Origin of the sequence: Bacillus canaveralius, assembly GCF_002860125.1 — a bacterium.
GTDB classification, from domain to species: domain Bacteria; phylum Bacillota; class Bacilli; order Bacillales; family Cytobacillaceae; genus Bacillus_BJ; species Bacillus_BJ canaveralius.
This window is the reverse complement of the sequence record NZ_PGVA01000068.1, coordinates 1-16,197: the sequence shown is the minus strand read 5'-3', so window position 1 is coordinate 16,197 and position 16,197 is coordinate 1. Positions and strand designations below refer to the sequence as shown.

Sequence of the window (16,197 nt, the reverse complement as noted above, 5' to 3'; positions counted from 1 at the left end):
GAACGACTTCAGTGTCAGGTCCTCCAACGCCTGTCAGGGCTGACCAAGGCGCTTCCGCATTTCGGTCAATAGACCGTCTCTTTAAAGAAAAATCCTGTATCAAGCGGGCGGTTTTCAGGCTGCAATTCTTCTATGTTTGCAAAAAGACTGTGCTTTTCCTCATCGTATTGATCCGGATTTTCGACACATAGATCAATCGCTTTTCGATAAAGCTTCGTAACTTCAAGAATATATTCAGGGCACTTTAAGATCCCGTCAATTTTAAAAGAGTCGATGCCCGCTTCAACCATTTCCTGAAGCTCATCGATCATGCAAATATCATTAGGGCTCATGATATGGGTGCCATTTTCGTCTTCAAAAATCGGATATTTGTTGTCCCGCTCTTTATCATGGAGGAACATATCCCCTGCCTGTTGGCGATTCTCCACTTCCATCGCCTTTCCTTGATATTCAAAATAGTTTCCAAGCAGGGAGCGCTTCGATTGGAACATTGCCGTCATTCCATGGACCTGGACCTCGAGTTCAACTTCAGCATGCTCTTTCATCTCGACAATCGCATCGATGTTTATCTCCCTTGCTATTACGGCCCGCCTCGCACCTTTTCGGCCCCAGTAGTTGCAAGTATACCAATTTGTTGCCGTTGTTTCTGTATTCCAGTGCAGCTTCATCTCGGGAGCTGCAAGGCGCGCCGCCATTAACACAGCAGGATCGCCAAAAATAACCGCATCTGCTTTTGCCTCTTTCAAAAAGTGAATATAGTCCTCAAGCTCGTCCACTTTCTCATTATGAAAGATCGCATTCATCGCTATGTATACTTTTTTATTGTGAGAGTGGGCAAGATCGACCGCCTTTACGATCGCATCCCGGTCAAATTCACCGGCTAGGCGCAGGCCATAGCGCTGTTCCCCGATCACGAAAGCGTCCGCACCGGCAATAGATAAAGGAACAATATCCCCGACACTGACAGGTGTAACTAATAATTCTGGTTTTTTCATTGCTTTCACCTCTTTTTGCTGACGGCAATTCCATCCCCAACAGGGAGGATAACGGTGTCATAATCAGGATGGTTTACAAGCCAGCTATTAAAATCTTTTATCTTGTTTACTAAGCTCCGCGTGCGCTTATGATCAATCTGCTCTGCTGATACAAGTCCTTTAAACAAGACGTTATCTGTTATCATTAACCCTCCTGCTTTGAGGAAGGCGGAATATAACTCAAAAAATCGGCGGTACTGCCCTTTGGCGGCATCAATGAAGATCGCATCAAATGGCGCATGGGATGCAACCTCGACATCAACCTGAAGAGCATCTCCTTTTACCAACGTGATCATGCTGTTACCCGCTTTTTTAAAGTTCTCGAGGGCGATCGCCACTCTCTCCTCATCTCTTTCAACCGTGACGATTTTAGCAGAAGGGAGCGCCAGCGACATCCGTAAAGCGGAATAGCCGATCGCCGCTCCGATTTCAAGAATTGAATCAGGCCGATGAATTCTGAGCAGCTGCAGCAGCACTTCCATGCCGCTATTTTCCATAATCGGAACATGATAAAGTGCGGCATACCTTTCAATTTCCATTATCAGCTCTGGACGCTCTGGAATTAATTCGTCTAAATATGCTTGCAGCTCTTCATTCAACAAAGCCATCTCACCTCACGGTTCTGGATCTTGTTTCGGCGCTAATCCCAGCCGCCGTTTTATCCATCCTTATGTTTTTTCACATTTTAGACATGAAAAAATAGCGTGCACAGGATAAATGAAGACACTGGCCGATTCATTTATCAACTCAGCTGTAAGCCGGTATCCTTGGACGCTATCAGGTCTGTTAAAACACCTGATCTATTTTATCATAAAATAAACGGGGAATGCTAATTTTTCTGCATTCCCCTTTTCACTAATTATTCGTGATGTGTTCAGCTTTTTTCTGATTATGTTCATCAAGGGTTTCTGAAAACAGGACATCACCTTTTGAAGTTGCCAGGAAATAAAGATAGTTGGTTTCCTTTGGGTTTATTGCAGCTTCAATCGACATCACGCCTGCATTGGCGATTGGTCCTGGCGGCAGTCCTTGATTCTGGTAGGTGTTGTAAGGAGAATCAATTTCAAGATCTTCATACAAGACCCTGCCTTTATGTTCGCCATGGGCGTACAGGACGGTAGGATCTGTCTGTAAAGGCATGCCTGTGTCAATCCGGTTGTAAAAGACACTGGCAATTTGATCACGGTCCGCCTGCTCGGTTGCTTCCTCTTCAATTAATGAAGCCATTGTTAATAGCTTATGAGCAGTAAAAGCCTGCTCTTCCATCTGTTCCGAGTATTCAGCCAGAACAGCGTTTGTTTTATCGAGCATAACCGATACAATTTCTTCCAATGCAGGCTGTTCAGTATAGAATGGATAAGTTGCCGGGAACAGATACCCTTCTAATGGGTGTTTAACATTTGCATTAAAAATTTCTTCTGTCAGCACTTCCGGATATTTGGTCCGCAATCCATCAATGAATGCCCGATCGTTAAGCTGATTGAACACGTCTGCTTGCTCGCTGTTTGTTTTTTCAGCGATAATCCCCGCAATCTCCGACAGCTGCTTTCCTTCCGGGATCGTCATTCTAAATACTTCATCCTGCAATACCCGGCCTGTTTTTAAACTTTCGATAATCTCGGGAATTGTCATCGACGGGTTCATATTATAGTTACCGGCCATAAATCCGGATTCATTTTTCAATTTTACATAATATTTGAATACGCGCGCATCTTTGATGACACCGCTCGATTCTAATATTTCAGCAATGCCGCTCACGGATGAACCGATCGGAATCTCAACCGGTTTTTTCGTTTCATTGCCTGGGTCTACAGGCTTTAGCGCTGATTGAATATAAAAATAGCCTCCTGCTGTCAATCCACCGATTAGCAGAAAAAGCACAATCGCAATGATAAAGACAATTTTGCGAACAACTTTAGCTTCTGACTGGTGTTCAAGCTTTTTTTGGCGAATCAGTTCTTTTTTGCTGTTCTGTTCTTCTGTTGACATCGTAATCCCCTCCAAGGCAAAGGGCCGAAATGACACAACTATCGTATGTAACCCTTTTCGTACATCTCGAATCATTATACTATATTTTCTTTTTTTCGTCGCAAAATATTGCAAAAATTTCACACGTCAGCATCGTTACGACAATATTTATTTTAAACAATTTGTTCAAAACAACTTTTACCAGCCGGGATCAAAATAAAAAGCAGGCTGGCCCTTGGAGGACCAGCCTGTTCTCGCTTATTCTTCTTCGTCTTGATTTTCAAGAAACGTGTTGAGCATTTCTTCAATCATATCCCATTCCTCGTCCGTTTCAATCGGCATCAGTTCGCCTTCCTCATTCTCTTCGGTTGGCATGAATGCGGAAGCGTGAATTTCAATATCTTCTTCATCGTCCTCATCGGCGCCGACTGGGTAGTAAAGAACATATGATTTGCCGAACTCTTCAGAGTCGAATGTAAACAACACTTCGCAAAGCTGTTCATTTCCTTCTTCATCCACTACTGTAATATGATTTTCTCCGTGGTCCATTTCTTTTCACCTCATTAATTTTTGCTGTCCAGATATCCCTGCAGAATCATGCCGGCAGCCATTTTGTCGATCACTTTACTGCGCTTTTTCCGGCTGACATCCGCTTCGAGCAGAATCCGTTCAGCGGCAACTGTAGTCAGTCGTTCATCCCAGAGCACAACAGGGAGGCCAAACCTTTTTTCGAGTTCACTTGCATAAAATCGGCTTGCTTCGCCGCGTGGTCCGATTGTTCCATTCATATTCTTCGGCAAACCGACCACCACTTCGCCAACTTCATACTCTTTTATTATTTTACCAATTTGCTCGAAACCAAACTCTTTTTCTTCTTCATTTATCCGGATTGTTTCCAACCCCTGAGCAGTCCAGCCTAATTCATCGCTGACCGCAACCCCGACTGTTTTCGAGCCGACGTCCAATCCCAGTGTCCGCATACGCTATCCCTCTCGCTGCTGCTTTAAATATGATTTTACCAATTCTTCGATGATTTCGTCCCGTTCAAGCTTGCGGATAATATTGCGTGCATCTCTATGGCGCGGGATGTAAGCAGGATCTCCTGACAGCAGGTAACCAACGATTTGATTAATCGGGTTGTAGCCTTTTTCCTGCAAGGCCTCATACACTTGAAAAAGAACATCGTTTACGTCATGTTCAAAAGGCTCTTCAGGAAAGTTAAATCTCATCGTTTTATCAAAAGAGCTCATATTTTGCACCTCGCTTTGCGATAATACGCTATCAATCATTAATTACCTACATTTTACACTAGTTTGGCCCGATATCAAATTGATTTTACCCATTCCTCGACAAATTCAAGGGCAGCATCAAGTTTATTCGGGTCTTTACCGCCTGCCTGTGCCATGTCAGGCCGTCCGCCGCCCCCGCCTCCGCACCGCGTTGCCACTTCTTTAACGAGTTTGCCGGCGTGGTATCCTTTTTCAATCAAGTCTTTAGTGACACCGGCAATGATGTTCACTTTGTCTTCATGGACGCTGCCGAGAACAATCACGGCTGAGCCAAGTTTGTTTTTCAAATCGTCTGCCATATTGCGAAGGTTGTTCATATCGGCTGCTTGAACTTTTGCAGCCAGGTAGGTAATTCCGTTCGCCTCACGCGCTTTCGAGACAAGGCTCCCTGCTTCAATATTTCCAAGCTTCCCAGCAAGCGATTCGTTTTCACGCTGGAGCTGTTTGATCTCCGCAAGCAATGAATCGATTCGAGCTGAAACCTCTTTCGGATTGGTTTTCAGCTTTGCTGCCGCTTCTTTTAATACCGAGACTTGTTCGTTTAATACTTGGTAGGCCGCCTCACCGGTCACTGCTTCAATTCGTCTTGTACCTGCGCCAATGCCGCTTTCCGATAAAATTTTGAACAAGCCAATAACGGAAGTGTTTGGAACATGGCAGCCGCCGCAAAGCTCAAGGCTGTAATCGCCAACCTGGACCACCCTGACAATCTTGCCGTATTTTTCTCCGAACAGGGCCATTGCCCCCATTGCCTTTGCCTCATCAATCGGCTTGTAATCGATGTTTACACCGATGCCGCGCCAAATCTTATCATTCACAATGCTTTCAATCTTTTCAAGCTCTTCAGTACTAACATGTCCAAAGTGGGAAAAGTCAAAGCGAAGCCGGTCAGGTCCGACGAGGGAGCCGGCCTGGTTTACATGGGCTCCTAAAACATCTTTCAAAGCTTGGTGCAATAGATGCGTCGCAGTATGATTTTTAATTACTTTTGCACGGTTCGCCTTATTCACAACAGCTGCTACTTGTTGGCCTTTTTGGAGCTTGCCTTCTTTAATCACCGCACGATGAAGATTTTGTCCATTTGGAGCCTTTTGAACATCAAGCACATGAACTAAAAGCCCTGTGGCAGAAAGAGTCCCTATATCAGCAATCTGCCCGCCGCTCTCAGCATAAAACGGCGTCTGATCAAGGATGAGCTGGACTTCATCGCCAACAGTGGCTGCATCGGCGAGTTCCCCATCTTTTACAATCGTAACGACATTCGCTTTTGTTTCAAGCTGATCATAGCCGACAAACTTGCTGTCGTCTTTGATTTCCCCGAGAATGCCGCCTTGAACCTGCATCGATCCAACATCGTGCCGGGCAGACCGGGCCCGCTCCCGCTGGTTTGCCATTTCTTTTTCAAAGCCTTCATGATCGATCGTCAGCCCGGCCTCTTCCGCGTATTCCTCTGTTAATTCGACAGGGAAGCCATAAGTGTCGTAAAGACGGAACACATCAGCGCCCTGAATAATTCGGCTGCCTAGTTCCGTTTCTTTGTTGATAACACTCTCTAAAATCGCCAAGCCCTCATGCAGCGTTTCATGGAACCGTTCTTCTTCGTTTTTAATGACCTTTTGAATAAACTCGGTTTTTTGCTGGACATCCGAATAAAAATCGGCCATGATTTCGCTGACAACCGGAACAAGCTCAAACATAAATGGCTTGTCAATGTTTATGAGCTTGGCATAGCGCACGGCCCGTCTCAGCAGGCGGCGCAGAACATAGCCCCTGCCTTCGTTGGACGGCAGTGCGCCGTCGCCTACGGCAAAGGCGACCGTTCGAATATGATCGGCAATCACTTTGAACGCTGTATCCTTCTCCTGATTACTGCCGTATTTTTCACCAGAGATTTGTTCTGTCACTTTAATAATCGGCACGAAAAGATCCGTGTCAAAGTTGGTCGGCACATCCTGGACGACCGATGCCATCCGCTCAAGCCCCATCCCCGTATCAATGTTTTTCTTTGGAAGCGGTGTATAAGTACCGTTAGGGTTATGATTGAATTCTGAAAAAACGAGATTCCATACCTCGAGATAACGGTCATTTTCGCCGCCCGGATATAGCTCCGCATCTTCTGGATCATTGCCGTACTTTGGACCCCGGTCATAGAAAATTTCCGTGTTCGGACCACTCGGCCCTTCACCAATATCCCAAAAATTCCCTTCTAACCGAATAATTCGTTCCTCAGGAAGCCCGATTTTCTTGTTCCAAATTTCATAAGCTTCGTCATCCTCGGGATGTATCGTCACAGACAATAGCTCCGGCTTAAATCCTATCCATTTTCGGTCGGTAAGAAATTCCCAGGCCCATACAATGGCTTCCTCTTTAAAATAGTCGCCAATTGAAAAGTTCCCCAGCATCTCAAAAAATGTATGATGTCTTGCTGTCTTTCCGACGTTCTCAATATCGTTCGTGCGAATCGACTTCTGTGCATTGGTGATGCGCGGATTTTCAGGTACGACCCGTCCATCAAAGTATTTTTTTAATGTTGCCACACCGCTGTTGATCCACAGCAATGAAGGATCATCGTGCGGAACAAGCGGAGCGCTTGGTTCAACCGCATGCCCTTTTTCTTTAAAAAATTCAAGAAACATCCGGCGAATTTGTGATCCTGTTAACTGCTTCATTACTATGCCCTCCTTATAAAATATTTAACGAATGTGTTTACCCACGTTGAAAAAGAAAACACAAAAAGCCCTCATCCCCTTACAGGGACGAGAGCTAACTCGCGGTACCACCCTGATAATGGACGCATTGATGCATCCACCTCTCAATCACCATAACGCGGTTAAACGGCAGTGGTTAGCTGCATTCCGGATTAGCGTTCTGCTGCTTTCATTTAGAATTCCTTTCAGCCCGGGGGAATTCTTCTCTTACGCTCGGGAGCGCTTAAATGGCTATTCAGCATACTCGATCCTTCAACATGTTTGCTATTATTCTTATACCCGCATTATATAAAAGCGGTGAATCGTTTGTCAAACTGTCAATCACCGCCGCGGACGAGTTGTTTATTTCTGCTGAAATGGTCTTTTGCGTGGACGATCGCCACTTTTGCGACTGCCATAACCGGGACAGCCAGTATCAACCCCGTGACTCCGCCCACTTCTCCCCCGGCCAGCAACGCGAGCATAATAAACAGCGGATGCATATGAAGGCTTTTGCCAATGATTAATGGCGAGAGGATATTCCCTTCTAAAAACTGCAGTGAGAAAACAATAATGATCGACAATACAACCATTTTTAACGAAATCGTTGCCGCCAGAACCGCGGCTGGAATGACCCCAATAAAAGGGCCAAAATAAGGAATGATGTTGGTCACTCCAACAATTAGCCCGAGCAAAAGTGGATACCTCATCCCGATCATCCAAAACAGCAATGTCGACAGCGCCGCCATAATAAAACAGACAAACAGCTGGCCCCTGATATAACCTCCCAACGATTTATCGACATCCCTTAGAAACAATTCTGCATGCTTTCGCCATGTTCGCGGCGTTAAGTACCATGCAGCCTTTTTGATTAAGAGATGATCCTTAAGCATGTAAAAGGCGATAAACGGAATAATTGCGACAATCAACAGTGAATTAATAACAGCAACAAGCGCGTCGATGATCCGGGCCAGCATCCGGTCCAATGCTTTTTCCGCCGATGCAATATTTTCATCGATCCGGTCCTGGACCCCGTCAGGCCATGCCGACGTCCGGCTTTGAATCGTATCAATCCAGCTGCGGTATTGGTTTGCAAACTCCGGGGCATGTTCCGAAAGATCCTTCAACTGGACAATAAAAGCAGGAATCCCTTTGTAAAAGGCCCAGCCCAGCCCCCCAAAAAACAGAAAATAAATAATAAATACAGCGAGGCCCCTGTGCAAACCAGCTTCGTGCAATTTTTCAACAACCGGGTGAAGAAGATAAGTAATAAAAGCCGAAATCAGAAAAGGCAGCAACACGGTCATGATCACTTCTAATATCGGCAGCCAAATTTGCTGCAGTTTTAAAAAAGTAAACAACACAATAAATAGTAGCAGCATGAAGCCGAGCCGGTAATACCATTTCATCCTTATTTCCAAAATTACCAGCCTCCTTTGCAATTATTGTTGGAGGAATACTTGGAAATATACATGAGGCTGCCTGTTTCACGACATTGCAATGAAATTTTCACCATGGCTGGAAGCGGTTTTCCGTTATTTTTTTCAAAAGAACAACAAAAAATAAACAGGCCAAGAAAGGCGGGAGATTCCTTTGCGGACATTCTCACTATTAAAAGGACTGCCCGTGTATGAACTGAAAAGCGGGAATAAAATTGGCGAGGTTTGTGATCTTAGTATTACCGCAAACGGGCGGGTACTGGGATTGCTGTTGCGGAAAGGGGCATTGTTCCGCAAATCATATATTATCAAAGTGGAAAATGTTGCTTCATTTGGCTGGGATGGGATCATTGTAGACAGTGTTGATGTTTTGGAACCCGTCAAAAATCCTCCTGATTATACGATTGAGCACCAGCAAAATCTGTCAGGCAAAATGTTGATCACTACAGAAGGAGAAAAGCTTGGCCTTGTTCAGGATGTATATTTTATGGAAGAAGTGGGAACGATCATAGGGTATGAATTAACAGATGGTTTCTTTTCTGATATTACGGAGGGGAGACGGGTCGTTAAAACGGCTGAACCGCCAGCAATCGGGAATGACGCCATCATTGTTAACGTAAAAACGTGAGGTGTAATCCCATGCTGAAATGCCCTAATTGCCAAAGCAAAGATATCGGAAAAATTGGCATCAACCAATATTATTGTTGGAGTTGTTTTATTGAGCTTACTTTATCTCAAGGAATCATCAATACGCATCAGGTTGAGGAAGACGGAACATTAAGCTCTCTTGATGATCTTTTCGATGAACATGAGCGCCGTTACAGTAGTTAACGCTTATATGAAGGGACCGGAAGGATGAACCATTGCCGGTCTCTTTTCTCACTGCAGGTTTTCAAGAAAATCATAGGGAGTAGTATTCTCCATCCCGATCATTGGGTCTGCATTCATTAATTGCTCTTCATATGAGATTTCCTTTTCGGAAGATGGAGCCACTTCCTGCTCGTAACCGCCCCGAATAGAGGCGCGGAGCTTTGCCGAAAGCGTTGTGTTCCGGGCCTGATCGTCGGCTCTTTCAACTCCGATCCGCAAAGCGTCGGGCTCGCCGCACAAAATTAAAAATTGCTTGCTTCTTGTAATCCCGGTGTAGATCAGGTTTCGGCGCAGCATTCGGTAATAACTTTTCACGACAGGCAAAATCACAATCGGGAATTCGCTTCCCTGGGATTTATGGACTGAACAGCAATAGGCATGGGTGATCTGATTTAAATCCTGCCTTGTATATGTGGCTTCGACTCCATCAAATGAAACGATCACCATATCCTGCTTTTCCGTGTTTTCCCGCGCGTAAAAAATAGAGACAATTTCGCCAATATCCCCGTTATAAACATGGCTTTCCGGCTGATTGACAAGCTGGAGTACCTTATCTCCAATCCGGTATTTTACGTCCCCGAACGAAATCTCTTTTCTCGTCCCATCAGGGTTCGGATTAAAAATCTCCTGAAGCATCACGTTCAACCTGTCAATTCCGGCCGGTCCCCTGTACATAGGAGCCAGAACCTGAATATCTTTGGCCGAATAGCCTTTCTTTTTTGCATTGAATGCGACTTTTTCAATGACATCGGCAACTTGTGCCGGCGAGCATTTAATGAACGAGCGGTCAGGCTGCTGTACGGAAATATTTTGCGGAAGCTGGCCATTTTTTATCGAGTGGGCAAGCTCAATGATGCTCGACCCCTCAGCCTGTCGGTAAATATCGCTAAGCAGGACAGTGGGAACGCATTCAGACTGGAGCAAATCCTTTAAAACCTGGCCGGGTCCGACAGATGGAAGCTGGTCCTCGTCACCAACAAGAATAACTTGAATATTGGCGGGCAATGCTTTGAAAAGCTGGTTTGCCAGCCAAATATCAACCATAGACGTTTCGTCTACGATCAAGATTTTGCCTTCGAGCGGGTTATCCTCATGATGGTCAAAACCCTCTGTACCATTCCAGCCAAGCAGCCGGTGGATCGTCACTGCAGGCAGGCCCGTTGACTCCGTCATCCGCTTCGCTGCCCTTCCTGTCGGGGCAGCCAGTAAAAACGGAAACGGCTCTTCTTTTTTATAATCTTTCGGGTCCAATGAACAGCCGTGCAGTTCGGCATAAAGCTCGACAATCCCTTTAATCACGGTGGTCTTGCCGGTGCCGGGACCGCCAGTCAGAATAAGCATTGGTGACATCAGTGCCGTTTGAATCGCTTCTTTCTGGGATGGTGCATACTGGACACCGAGCCGCTCTTCAAGGCTGCCAAGCGCCAGCAAAAATTCCGACTCGGGAAACTGGTCCTTATATTCCGTCTGGCTAAGCAGCCGCTTAATATTGGTTACGACTCCTTTTTCCGAGAAAAATAAAGAAGGCAAGTAAAGGCGCTTTTCTTCAACGACCAGCTTTCCTTCCTGTTCCAGCTTGACCAGTTCGTTTGAAATGTGTTGAAACTCGATTTCCTCGTGCTGGTTGTCTTCAAGCAGCTTTTTGACAGACTCGAGCACATCCGCGGCATTTGCAAAAACATGGCCGGCCTGCATGCTCTCCAGTTCGAGGCAATAGAGGCAGGCCGCTTTGATCCGATCAGGATGGCTGCCCCTGATCCCGAGCTGATAGCCGAGTTCATCAGCCCTTCCGAAGCCGATTCCCTCCACATCCTCAACAAGCTTATACGGATTCGATTGGAGAATCTCAATCGTATTCTCTTTATAGGCTTGATAAATTTTCATCGATAGCTGCGGACCAAACCCATATTCATTCAAGGCAACCATGATTTGTTCAAGCCCCTGATGCTCCATCAGCGTATCATACAGCTGTTTCGCTTTATCAGGCGGAAGCTTGGGAATCGTATCGAGAATCGATGGTTGGCTCAAAATACGGGAGATCGCATTTTCTCCCAATGTGTCAACGATCTTCTCGGCTGTTTTTTTCCCGATCCCTTTAAAAAGCTCCCCGGACAAATAATTGATTACACCTTGTTTTGATTGTGGAAGGTCCTTGCGGAAATGGCTAACCTGGTACTGTAAGCCAAATTTAGGATGATCCTTAAACTCGCCGAAAAAAACATATGATTCCTGTTCGTGAATTCTCGGGAAGTACCCGGTGATAACCGCTTCTTTATCCTCGTATTCTTCATTCGTTTCTTCAATACGGATGCGAAGCACCGTATACAAATTTTGTTCATTATGAAAAATCGTCACTAAATGTTTTCCTCTGACAAACTTCCCTTGCTCTGAAAATAATTCTAGCGAATTTTGCTTATCCACCGGGTTTCCCTCCTTTTCGTCAAATTTTTAAATCGTTTCGTCGCCATTTTCAAGCAGCTTTTTGCCATAGCCGGCGAGTAAATGGTCCGGTTGAATATCGAGCGCTTTTTCAAACATAGCCAGCGCCTTTCCCGGCTGTTCCTTAAAGCCAAAAGCGACTCCAAGGTTATAAAAAGCATCCGCATGCTCAGCATCTATTTCAATACATTTTTCAAATTGCGTGATCGCTTCATCAAGTAAATCCTGCTGGGCCAGGCATAGGCCGTATTGAAATCTTGCTTCTGGATCTTCGTCATTTAACTCCGTACTTCTTTGCAGGTATGGAAGCGCAAAACGAGGCTGCTCGAGCTGCACGAACGACATCCCGAGCATAAAGAAATTATCGGCTGAATCGAGACCGTTTTTCATCGCTTTTTCAAACATGTTTTTTGCTTCTGCAAACTGCTCGTTTTCAAAATATAAATTCCCGGCGCTGTAATACGCAGCAGCAGCCGTTTCATCCAGAGCAATTGCCTTTTCATAAAACTTAAGGGCCCTGTTCGTTTCGCCAACCGCGGCAAGAACATTACCAAAATTAATATAAGCAACGGGATCGTGAGGATTTTCCTCTATCGCTGCTGAAAAAAGTTTGGCCGCTTCCTCCCAATTTCCTTCTTTCATATATTGAATACCTAATTGGTTTTTATCCATGATCGCGCACGCTCCGTTCTCAATGAAAGTATAGCACAATTGGGAATATTTATTTGTATCCATCCCCGTTTTGGCGGAAAAAAACCCCGATTCCGGCTTGGCAGGAATCAAGGGTTACATTCATACATTAGCCTACATACGTAAGCTGCTCTCCATCCATATATATCTCGTCAATTGTTCCGCCTCCGAGGCATTCATCCCCTTGATAAAACACAACCGCTTGTCCGGGAGTAACAGCCCTTATCGGTTCATGGAAGACAACTTTCGCCTTGCCATCTTCAAGCAGTTGCACAGTTACTTTGTTATCAGGCTGGCGGTAGCGGAATTTCGCTGTGCATTCGAACTCCACCGGTTTCGGCTTGCCGGATACCCAGCTGACATTAACCGCTGTGATTGAGTCGGAATACAGCTTTTCATTCTCGAATCCCTGGCCGACATAAAGCACATTTCTCTCCAGGTCCTTGCCGACCACAAACCATGGATCACCAGAACCGCCGATCCCGAGACCGTGACGCTGACCGATTGTATAATACATCAACCCGTCATGCTTGCCCATAACTTCACCATCAAAAGTTTCCATATTTCCGGGCTGGGCTGGAAGGTAATTGCCAAGGAACTCCTTAAAGTTTCTTTCACCGATAAAGCAAATGCCTGTGCTGTCTTTTTTCGTTGCAGTTGCAAGACCGGCTTTAAGAGCAATTTCCCTAACTTCCGACTTTTCCAAGCCGCCAATTGGAAACATGACTTTTTCAAGCTGGGACTGGGTCAACTGATTCAGAAAATAGGTCTGGTCTTTATTCTCATCCAGGCCGCGCAGCATTTTGTACTCGCCGTCACGGAACTCCACCTGTGCATAATGGCCTGTTGCTAAATAATCGGCTCCAAGCTTTACAGCATGCTCAAGAAACGCTTTAAATTTAATTTCCTTGTTGCACATCACATCCGGATTTGGAGTTCTGCCTGCTTTATATTCTTCAAGGAAATAAGTAAAGACTTTTTCCCAATATTGCTTTTCAAAATTAACCGCATAGTAGGGAATGCCGATTTGATTGCAGACGCGAATGACATCATTATAATCCTCAGTCGCAGTACAAACGCCATTTTCATCCGTATCGTCCCAGTTTTTCATAAAAATGCCGATCACATCATAGCCTTGCTGCTTGAGCAAAAGGGCAGCCACCGACGAGTCTACCCCACCTGACATTCCAACGACCACTCTCGTGTTTTCTGGGAGTTTAGTCATATTATTCACTCCGCTTCTTTTATGCTGTCTATCTTCAAGCGGTTAGCCGCTTAACAATTTTAGCTGTTTCACTTGCTGCTTTTTCCACTTGTTCCGCTGTATTGTTCAAACCGAAGCTGTAACGAATCGAGTTTTTAGTCCGGTCTGAGTCTTTGCCGAACATAGCCACAAGAACATGCGAGGGATCAATCGAGCCTGCTGTGCATGCCGATCCGCTTGATGCCGCGATTCCGGCAAGGTCAAGATTCACAAGCATTGCTTCAACATCCGTCCCCGGAAAGCTTAAGTTTAAAACATGGGGCAACGAATTATCAAGCGAACTGTTTATGAAAAACTTTACTCCTTCTTTTTCAAGGCGATCGACAAACAGCTTTTTAAAGGAACGATAACGGCTTCGTCTTTCTTCCAGCTCCGTTTGCGAAATAATCACAGCCTCACGAAAGCCGGCAATTGCTGCCACATTTTCAGTTCCGGCGCGCCGTTTTCTTTCCTGCTCTCCTCCGAATGTCCGAGGAGACAGCTTGACTCCTTCGCGGCTGTATAAAAAGCCAATCCCTTTTGGGCCGTTGATTTTATGTGCTGAAACGGACAGCAAATCAACTGAAAGTTCGTTCACATCAAGCGTTTCAACGCCATATGCCTGGACAGCATCCGTATGAAACAAAGCTTGGTGGTTTTTAAGCAGTTCGCCAACCTCTTTGATCGGCTCAATCACTCCAACCTCATTATTGCCATACATGATCGAAACTAAAATTGTGTCGTCCCTTAAAGCTTGCTTAAACTCAGCAATAGAAATGCTTCCGGTCTCATCGACCGGCAAATAAGTCACATCAAAGCCGAGCCTCTCCAATTGCCGGCAGGCATGCAGGACAGCATGATGCTCAACGGCCGTTGTTATGATATGCTTTCCGTTATGCTTATTGGCTTCTGCCCCGCCGATCACTGCTAAATTATCCGCTTCGGTGCCGCCGCCTGTAAAAACAATTTCATTGGGCTTCGCACCAATGCTTCTCGCCAGCACCTCGCGGGCATCATCAACAAGATGCCGTGCTTCTCTTCCAAACGAATGGATGCTTGACGGATTGCCGAACTGGGATTCCATCGTCTCAACCATTTTTTGGATGACGTTTGGATGCATCGGGGCTGTTGCAGCATGATCCAAGTAAATGCGTTCCAATATTTTCACCTTCTTTTTTTAAAAACAAATTGCTTTATTGTCAGGCTTTAGGCTACCCCATTGGTTGCTGATTATATATAAAACATATAAGAATCTGAATCACCATTATCCGTGTAATTTGATAAGTCTTCCAATGTTGTGCTATCAAGGACTTCCTTTACAGCATCGCGGATTCTCATCCATAATTCGCGCTTCGCCGGTTCTTCATCTTCGATTCCCTCGACCGGGCTGATTGGCCCTTCAAGGACGCGAATAATATCGCCAGATGTGATTTTCGAAGGCAAATCGCCAAGAATATAGCCCCCGTAAGCACCGCGGATGCTCTTCACGAGGCCTGCATTGCGCAGTGGCGCGATCAGTTGCTCCAAATAATGCTCGGATAAACCATTCGTTTGCGCAATCGATTTAAGTGATATCGGTCCTTCACCATGCTTTTTGGCGAGCTCAATCATGATCGTTAAGCCGTAACGCCCTTTTGTAGAAATTTTCATATCCCAACACCCCGCTTCGTCTCTTCACTTGTATCGATCGAAATACTGTGTTTATTTTTTAAATGAGCGAGCCAATAATCTGTTAATGCCTGGGTTTGCGGCAAAGCGTATCCAACTACCGGCCCAATTGTCAGGCTGAACAGGATTGTTCCCCAGAAAATCGGTCCGCCAAGCTGCCAGCCAATAAACAACACCAAGAATTCCATTCCTGCCCGGACATTGCGCACCTTCCAGCCTGTTTTTGAGGTGACCGCAATCATCAGGCTGTCGCGGGGTCCTGCTCCAAACTGCGCAGATATGTACAGGCCCATACCATACCCCATTAAAACGATCCCCGCAAGGAGCATAATTCCCTTTCCAAAAAGTGAGGATGGCGTGTTCAGAAAAGGCAGCAATAAATATAAATCAATAAAAACACCGACGAGCACCATATTCAAAAAAGCGCCAAACTGAGGGAATTCTTTTGAAATAAGTACTGCAACTGTTAAAATAATAAAGCCGACAATAATCGACCAGCTTCCGATTGTCAGCCCAACGCGGTAAAACAAACCAACATGGAGAACATCCCAGGGTGTCGCCCCGAGATCCCCTTTAATCATCAGGACGATCCCGAATGACATGATTAACAAACCTGTCACATAAATAAAAAACCTCGGACCAACCTGCCCCTTTCTTTTTCTGATCATTTCTGTTCAAGACTCCCCGCCCGTTTATTCTGTCTATCGTGTATGCTTTTTTAAACTTGCTTTAAATTCATAGTAGCCAGGTAGGCATTAGATATTATAGCACAATTACACAGGCAAATGCATTCCAGTTAAGAAGTTCGTTTGAGTCAAGCATTTGTTGGCGGAATTTATTTCCACCTAAAACGTGTAAGCGGATTCATGA

At 45.4% G+C, this 16,197-nt stretch carries 16 protein-coding genes; 2 read left to right on the top strand and 14 right to left on the bottom strand.

From position 1 onward, the window contains the following. Positions 1-65 precede the first annotated feature (65 nt). From CU635_RS20385 to CU635_RS20350, 8 genes are all read right to left on the bottom strand, one after another. On the bottom strand, positions 66-995 hold the full coding sequence (locus CU635_RS20385; RefSeq protein ID WP_101579210.1) for a peptidase U32 family protein: 930 nt from the start codon (positions 993-995) through the stop codon (positions 66-68). A 5-nt stretch (positions 996-1,000) separates the two neighbouring features. Beyond that, on the bottom strand, positions 1,001-1,636 hold the full coding sequence (locus CU635_RS20380; RefSeq protein WP_101579209.1) for an O-methyltransferase: 636 nt from the start codon (positions 1,634-1,636) through the stop codon (positions 1,001-1,003). Positions 1,637-1,889: 253 nt separating this feature from the next. Continuing rightward, entirely contained in the window at positions 1,890-3,023 is a 1,134-nt protein-coding gene (mltG, locus tag CU635_RS20375; protein ID WP_101579208.1) for an endolytic transglycosylase MltG, read from the bottom strand. A 237-nt stretch (positions 3,024-3,260) separates the two neighbouring features. Beyond that, positions 3,261-3,551 carry a DUF1292 domain-containing protein gene (locus CU635_RS20370; protein WP_101579207.1) on the bottom strand — a complete coding sequence of 97 codons (291 nt, stop codon included), beginning with the start codon at positions 3,549-3,551 and terminating at the stop codon, positions 3,261-3,263. Between the two features lie 14 nt (positions 3,552-3,565). Continuing rightward, positions 3,566-3,982, bottom strand: coding sequence for a Holliday junction resolvase RuvX (ruvX, locus tag CU635_RS20365; protein ID WP_101579206.1), 417 nt, complete (start codon positions 3,980-3,982; stop codon positions 3,566-3,568). Positions 3,983-3,985: 3 nt separating this feature from the next. Continuing rightward, on the bottom strand, positions 3,986-4,252 hold the full coding sequence (locus CU635_RS20360; RefSeq protein WP_101579205.1) for an IreB family regulatory phosphoprotein: 267 nt from the start codon (positions 4,250-4,252) through the stop codon (positions 3,986-3,988). 74 nt (positions 4,253-4,326) lie between these two features. Continuing rightward, on the bottom strand, positions 4,327-6,960 hold the full coding sequence (gene alaS / locus CU635_RS20355; protein ID WP_101579204.1) for an alanine--tRNA ligase: 2,634 nt from the start codon (positions 6,958-6,960) through the stop codon (positions 4,327-4,329). 356 nt (positions 6,961-7,316) lie between these two features. Continuing rightward, complete coding sequence (locus CU635_RS20350; RefSeq protein WP_101579203.1) at positions 7,317-8,399, bottom strand: AI-2E family transporter; 1,083 nt, start codon at positions 8,397-8,399, stop codon at positions 7,317-7,319. A 172-nt stretch (positions 8,400-8,571) separates the two neighbouring features. On the opposite strand from CU635_RS20350, the gene CU635_RS20345 reads away from it, so the two are divergent. Both CU635_RS20345 and CU635_RS20340 read left to right on the top strand, forming a co-directional pair. After that, the gene (locus tag CU635_RS20345) at positions 8,572-9,045 is read left to right on the top strand and encodes a PRC-barrel domain-containing protein (protein WP_101579202.1); all 474 of its coding nucleotides are present in this window, start codon (positions 8,572-8,574) and stop codon (positions 9,043-9,045) included. Positions 9,046-9,056: 11 nt separating this feature from the next. After that, entirely contained in the window at positions 9,057-9,248 is a 192-nt protein-coding gene (locus CU635_RS20340) for a hypothetical protein (protein WP_101579201.1), read from the top strand. Positions 9,249-9,296: 48 nt separating this feature from the next. On the opposite strand, the gene recD2 is transcribed toward CU635_RS20340, so the two are convergent. The 6 genes from recD2 to CU635_RS20310 all read right to left on the bottom strand — a co-directional run bounded on the left by recD2 (position 9,297) and on the right by CU635_RS20310 (position 15,995). Continuing rightward, the gene (gene recD2, locus CU635_RS20335; protein WP_101579200.1) at positions 9,297-11,708 is read right to left on the bottom strand and encodes an SF1B family DNA helicase RecD2; all 2,412 of its coding nucleotides are present in this window, start codon (positions 11,706-11,708) and stop codon (positions 9,297-9,299) included. A gap of 27 nt (positions 11,709-11,735) precedes the next feature. Beyond that, entirely contained in the window at positions 11,736-12,398 is a 663-nt protein-coding gene (locus CU635_RS20330; RefSeq protein ID WP_101579211.1) for a tetratricopeptide repeat protein, read from the bottom strand. Between the two features lie 127 nt (positions 12,399-12,525). Further along, positions 12,526-13,641: a tRNA 2-thiouridine(34) synthase MnmA gene (mnmA, locus tag CU635_RS20325; RefSeq protein WP_101579199.1), complete on the bottom strand. Its 1,116-nt coding sequence runs from the start codon at positions 13,639-13,641 to the stop codon at positions 12,526-12,528. Between the two features lie 34 nt (positions 13,642-13,675). Continuing rightward, positions 13,676-14,818 (bottom strand): cysteine desulfurase family protein, encoded by a 1,143-nt coding sequence (locus CU635_RS20320; protein WP_101579198.1) that lies wholly within the window; start codon positions 14,816-14,818, stop codon positions 13,676-13,678. Between the two features lie 71 nt (positions 14,819-14,889). Beyond that, positions 14,890-15,309 (bottom strand): cysteine metabolism transcriptional regulator CymR, encoded by a 420-nt coding sequence (gene cymR, locus CU635_RS20315; RefSeq protein WP_101579197.1) that lies wholly within the window; start codon positions 15,307-15,309, stop codon positions 14,890-14,892. Then, entirely contained in the window at positions 15,306-15,995 is a 690-nt protein-coding gene (locus tag CU635_RS20310) for a YczE/YyaS/YitT family protein (protein ID WP_101579196.1), read from the bottom strand. Before CU635_RS20310 ends, cymR begins: the two co-directional genes overlap by 4 nt. Between the last annotated feature and the right edge of the window lie 202 nt (positions 15,996-16,197).